General features: G+C 73.7%; 4 protein-coding genes. 2 read left to right on the top strand and 2 right to left on the bottom strand.

Going from position 1 to position 4,976, the window contains the following annotated elements; genetic code table 11:
• On the bottom strand, nucleotides 1–1,610 hold a 1,610-nt coding region (locus ACWDYJ_RS35925), incomplete at its 3' end, for a BTAD domain-containing putative transcriptional regulator (RefSeq protein ID WP_451569804.1).
• Between the two features lie 10 nt (nucleotides 1,611–1,620).
• Here ACWDYJ_RS35925 and ACWDYJ_RS35920 point away from each other — a divergent pair.
• The gene (locus tag ACWDYJ_RS35920; protein WP_451569805.1) at nucleotides 1,621–2,412 is read left to right on the top strand and encodes a site-2 protease family protein; all 792 of its coding nucleotides are present in this window, start codon (nucleotides 1,621–1,623) and stop codon (nucleotides 2,410–2,412) included.
• Here ACWDYJ_RS35920 and ACWDYJ_RS35915 read toward each other — a convergent pair.
• On the bottom strand, nucleotides 2,409–2,591 hold the full coding sequence (locus ACWDYJ_RS35915) for a hypothetical protein (protein ID WP_451569803.1): 183 nt from the start codon (nucleotides 2,589–2,591) through the stop codon (nucleotides 2,409–2,411). The genes ACWDYJ_RS35920 and ACWDYJ_RS35915 overlap by 4 nt on opposite strands.
• Before the next feature lie 203 nt (nucleotides 2,592–2,794).
• Between ACWDYJ_RS35915 and ACWDYJ_RS35910 the strand changes: the two genes are divergently transcribed.
• On the top strand, nucleotides 2,795–4,846 hold the full coding sequence (locus tag ACWDYJ_RS35910; RefSeq protein WP_451569802.1) for a TerD family protein: 2,052 nt from the start codon (nucleotides 2,795–2,797) through the stop codon (nucleotides 4,844–4,846).
• Nucleotides 4,847–4,976: the final 130 nt, after the last annotated feature.

Genomic DNA, 4,976 nt, shown 5'->3' with positions numbered 1-4,976 from the left:
GCCGGGTCGTCGGCGACGCTGAACCCGGGCCGGGCGGCGGCCCCCCGGTCGGCCAGGAGCCGCAGCGCCACCGGGTCGGGCAGCGGCTCCACCGGGCGCAGCAACTCCCCCGGCACGCCGAGGGGTTCGCGGCTGGTGGCGAGGACCTGCACGCCGGGGCAGTGGGTCAGGAGGCGTTCCGCGAGCTCGGCGGCGGCGCCGATGACGTGCTCGCAGTTGTCCAGGAGCAGCAGGAGCCGGCGGCGGGCGCAGTGCTCGGCGAGCCGGTCGAGCGGGTTGTCCCCGGCACGGTCGGTCAGCACCCGCATCTCCTCGGCGGCGGCGCCGCGCAGCTTGGTCTCGCGGGCTCCGAGGGTGGCGAGGGCCGCTTCGGCGACGTCCTCCGGATCGTCGACGGGGGCCAGCTCGACAAGCCACACCCCGTCGGGCCAGCCGCCCGCGGCATGCGCCTCGGCGGCCTCCTGCGACAGCCGGGTCTTCCCGGCGCCGCCGGGCCCGAGGAGGGTGACGAGCCGGGCGCGGGCGAGGTCCTCGCCGATGACCCGGATGTCGTCCTCCCGCCCGACGAAGGTGGTGAGCCGGGCCCGCAGGTTCCCCTGGCCGGGCGCGAACGGGGCGGCGGCGTGCCCTTGGCCTCCGGCGTCGAGCGGGTACGGTCCTGTGCCCGCGCCCTGGCCGGGCGGTACGGGTCCGGCGGCGCCCGCCGGGCCTCCGGCGGGCGGTGCGGGGTACGGCCCCCGGCCGGTGGGCACCGGAGCGGTGGCGTGGCCGGCCGGGGGCGGGGCCTGCGGCTCGGGCCAGGTCCGGGCGGCGGGCCCGGCCGGTCCGGGGTGCGCCGACGGGGTCAGCAGGGCGGTGTGCAGGGCGCGCAGCTCCGGGCCCGGGTCCGTGCCCAGGCGGGCGGCGAGATCCCGGCGGACGTCCTCGTAGGCGGCGAGCGCCTCGGCGGGGCGGCCCGCGTCCCGCAGCGCCCGGATGCGCAGCAGTTGGAGGGGCTCGTCCAGCGGCCGGCGCGCACACAGTTCGGTCAGCTCCGGCAGGACCCGTTCCGCCTCGCCCAGGGCCAGCGCCGCTCCCAGCCGGCCCCGGCGCGCGTCCATGCGTACGGCCTCCCACCGCGCGGACTCCGCGGCCGGCTCGGGCAGGTCGGCCAGCGCCGGGCCGCGCCACAGCGCGAGGGCCTCGTCGTACAGCGCGGCCGCCGCGGCCGGGTCGGGGGCCTGCGCACCGGCCCGTACCAGCCGCTCGAAGCGGTACAGGTCGATGTCCTCGCGCCGCGCGTCGAGCAGGTAGCCGCCCTCGGAGGAGCGCACGGCCGTATGCCCCAGGGCCCGCCGCAGCCGCCCCACCAGCGCCTGGAGCGCGGGAACGGCATCACCCGGCGGGTGGCCGTCCCACACCTCGGCGACGAGCACCACCGCCGGTACCGCACGCCCCGGCCGTAGCGCGAGCGCGGTCAGCAGCGCCCGCAGGCGCGCTCCACCGACGGCGACGGGGGTCCCGTCGTCGCGGATGGCCTGGGCGGTGCCGAGAATCGCGTAACGCACCGGCCCATTGTCCCTGGCCCCGCACGCCCGGCCGTGCACGGCCCGGGATAGGTTTCGCCGCATGGGTCAGCGCATGGGTCATCAGGGCAGCCGCGGCGAGCGCCGCATCAGTTCCGTGTTCCTCGGCATCGTCGCGATCATGGCGGTCACGGGCTGGGCGGTGTGGACGGGGTACTCCACGAGCCCGGGGCTGGCCGTGTTCCTCTTCGTGACGTCCGCGTGGATCGTCTCGCTCTGCCTGCACGAGTACGCGCACGCCCGCACCGCCCTGCACAGCGGTGACCTCACGGTCGGCGCCAAGGGCTACCTGACCCTGAACCCGCTCAAGTACACGCACGCCCTGCTCAGCATCGTCCTGCCGGTGCTCTTCGTGATCCTGGGCGGGCTGGGCCTGCCCGGCGGCGCCGTCTACATCGAGCGCGACCGGATCAGTGGCCGCTGGAAGCACAGCCTCATCTCGGCGGCGGGCCCGCTGACCAACGTTGCCTTCGCCGTGATCTGCACCGCGCCGTTCTGGCTGGACGAGGCCCGGGACGTCCCGCCGGCCTTCCGCTTCGCGCTGGCCTTCCTGGCGCTGCTCCAGGTCTCGGCGGCGATCCTGAACTTCCTGCCGGTCCCGGGCCTGGACGGCTTCGGGATCATCGAGCCGTGGCTGTCCCACCGGGTGCGCCGCGAGGTCGCCCCGCTGGCGCCGTTCGGGCTGATCGCCGTCTTCGCGCTGCTGTGGATCCCCGAGATCAACGGGTTCTTCTTCGACGTGGTGCGCGACCTGCTGAGCGCGCTGGGCGTCTCGGACCTGGAGACGTTCTGCGGCCGCGACCTCTACCGCTTCTGGCAGGAGTCCGACGGCACTTGCGTCGGCTAGGAGCCGGCCGCCGCCTTCTCCGCCTTCGCCTTGCGTACGTAGTACCAGGCCATGTTCGACGTCAGCCCGGCCAGCAGCACCCACACGATCCCGAGGAAGCTGCCCTCCACGAAGGCGACGACGGCCGCGACGACGGCAAGGACGCAGACGACAACGGCGAACACGGCAAGGCGGGGCATCCGGAAACAGCTCCTCGGCGACACGGGACGGGGTCGAGCCCCTCCAGTGTCCCCCATGGCGACCGGAGCTCATTTCCCCCTTCGGCTGACCTTTCGCCCGCCTCCCCGCTACGGTTCGCCGGGCGCGCCATGTCGATCGCGCGACAGAACAGCAGCCCGGCTCCTCGGTCCGCACGGACGGGACCGGGCAGTGGGGGGAAGACATGCAGGAAATCTCCAAGGGTGCCAACGTCAGCTTGACCGCCCTCAGTGAGGACGCCGGCTCCGTCGTCGTGAGCCTGGGCTGGACCAGCGCCTCGGGGGCCGGCGACGCCGACGTCTCCGTCCTGCTGCTGGACCAGAACGGCAAGATCCGCGGCGAGAACGACTTCTACTTCTACAACAATCCCGCCGCCGCCGACGGGAGCGTGCAACTGCTGGGCAAGACGCCGACGGACAGCGGCGACGAGGACCGCATCAGTGTGGACCTGACGGCGGTGCCGGGGGACGTCGCGAAGATCGTGGTGGCCGCCAGCCAGTACGGCGGCGCGCGCTTCGGCGACCTCGACGATCTGCGGATGACGGTCGCGGACCGGTCCGGGGAACCCCTGGTCGGCTTCTCCATCGACGACGCGAGCGTGGAGACGGCCTTCATCTTCGGCGAGCTGTACCGCCGGGGGGAGGAGTGGAAGTTCCGTGCCGTGGGACAGGGTTACGAGACCGGCCTGGCCGGTCTGGCCACGGACTTCGGCATCACGGTCCTCGAGGAGACCGAGCCCGCCGAAGACGTCGAAGACGCCCCGGACGCCGAGGACTCCGCCCCAGGGGCGGACGCGGCAGCGGTCCGTAGCGCCGAAGGCGCCCCGGAGGGCGGCTCCGCCGTGCCGGAGCCCCGGCCCGCCCAGCCCGCCGGGCCCTCTGGGCTCGACGCATCCACCGTCCCGGCTCAGACCCGCGGGAAGGGTCCCCGCACGACCCGGAAGAAGGTCACGCTTCCGAAGGTCGCCAAGAAGTCCCTCGCGGAGAACGAATCCTGGCGGCCTGCGCGCCTGTTCCCGGTGCCCTCTCTCAAGAGCGACAAGGAGAGGGAAGTACGCGCCACCTCGGTTCTGCTGGCCGTCATGGCCCAGGTGCCCGAGCTCGGCCGCCGCCTCACCGCCGGATTCGGCGCGCCCGCCGGCCGGATGCAGACGTTCACCGAGGTGTCCCTGCCCCACGGCGAGACCCCCCGACGCCCGGACGGCGTGATCCGCGTGGAGCGCGCGGGCAAGCTGTGGACGGCACTGGTCGAGACGAAGACCAACGGAAACCCGCTCAAGGCCGAACAGGTCCAGGAATACATGGACATCGCCGCGCGCCGCGGTTACGAGGCCGTGATCACCCTCTCGAACGACGTGGCGCTCGAAGGCACTCCGATGGTCGACGTGAAGATCGACGGCCGGCGCAAGCACAAGGTCAGCCTCTGGCACCTGTCGTGGGCGGACGTGGCCCACCAGGCGCAGATGCTGATCCGCCACGAGGGTGTGGGCAACGCGGCCCACGCCTGGCTGCTCCAGGAACTCCTGGAGTACCTCCAGCACGAGAACTCCGGCTGCCACGGCTTCCAGAACATGGGGCCGGCCTGGGTCCCCGTACGCAAGGGCATCGAGGACGAAACCCTCGGCGGCGGGGATCCGCGCGCCGTGGACGTCGTCGAGAGCTGGGAGCGCCTCATCCGCCAGGTCTGCCTGCGCCTGGGCGGGGAACTGGGCCGGATGGCGCTGCCGGTGCAGCGCGCGCGGCGCGGCAGCGATCCGCTGGAGCGGCGGGTCGCGGCGGCAGGGACGCTGTGCGGCGAGGGCAAGCTGGCGGCGGAGCTGCGGATCGACGGGACGAGCCGGGTCATCGCGGTGACGGCGGATCTGCGGACCGGGAAGATCCGCACCTCCGTGGAGGTCCCGGCACCGGCCGGCTCGTACCCGCTCGCGACGGTGAAGCGGCTCCTGCGGCTGCTGGCCGAGGCTCCGGCGGACCTCCACGTGGAGAGCCTCGTCGAGGGCGCGAACGGCCCGCGCGGCACCCTGGAGCGGCTGCGTCCGGAGCCCGGGGATCTGCTGCCGAGGGATGCCGCGCAGCTCACCGGCTTCCGGTTGTCCCTGGTCAAGGGGATGGGCAACACCCGGGGCAATGCGGAGTCCGGGTTCATCCGCAGTGTCGACGAGGCCGTGGACCGCTTTTACCACGGGGTGGTGGCGCCCTTGGGCGCCGTCGAGGGGCGGCCGGCGCGGCGCGGGTAGCCGCCGGCCCGGCAGGTGCGCGGGGGGGGGGCCGCGGGCGGGGGGGGGGGTCAGACAGATAGGAAGAGCTCGTGTAGGGTAAGAGTGGTGTGGTCAGAGTGTAGTTGTCGGTGGGGGGCGGGGAAATAAA

The sequence above is a fragment of the Streptomyces sp. NPDC003042 genome (assembly GCF_053591315.1).
This window is presented reverse-complemented; position numbering and strand designations above follow the sequence as displayed.

Coding starts and splice junctions, on each gene's coding strand:
- ACWDYJ_RS35920 (WP_451569805.1), top strand. CDS start 1,621: ATGGGTCATCAGGGCAGCCGCGGCGAGCGCCGCATCAGTTCCGTGTTC.
- ACWDYJ_RS35915 (WP_451569803.1), bottom strand. CDS start 2,591: ATGCCCCGCCTTGCCGTGTTCGCCGTTGTCGTCTGCGTCCTTGCCGTC.
- ACWDYJ_RS35910 (WP_451569802.1), top strand. CDS start 2,795: ATGCAGGAAATCTCCAAGGGTGCCAACGTCAGCTTGACCGCCCTCAGT.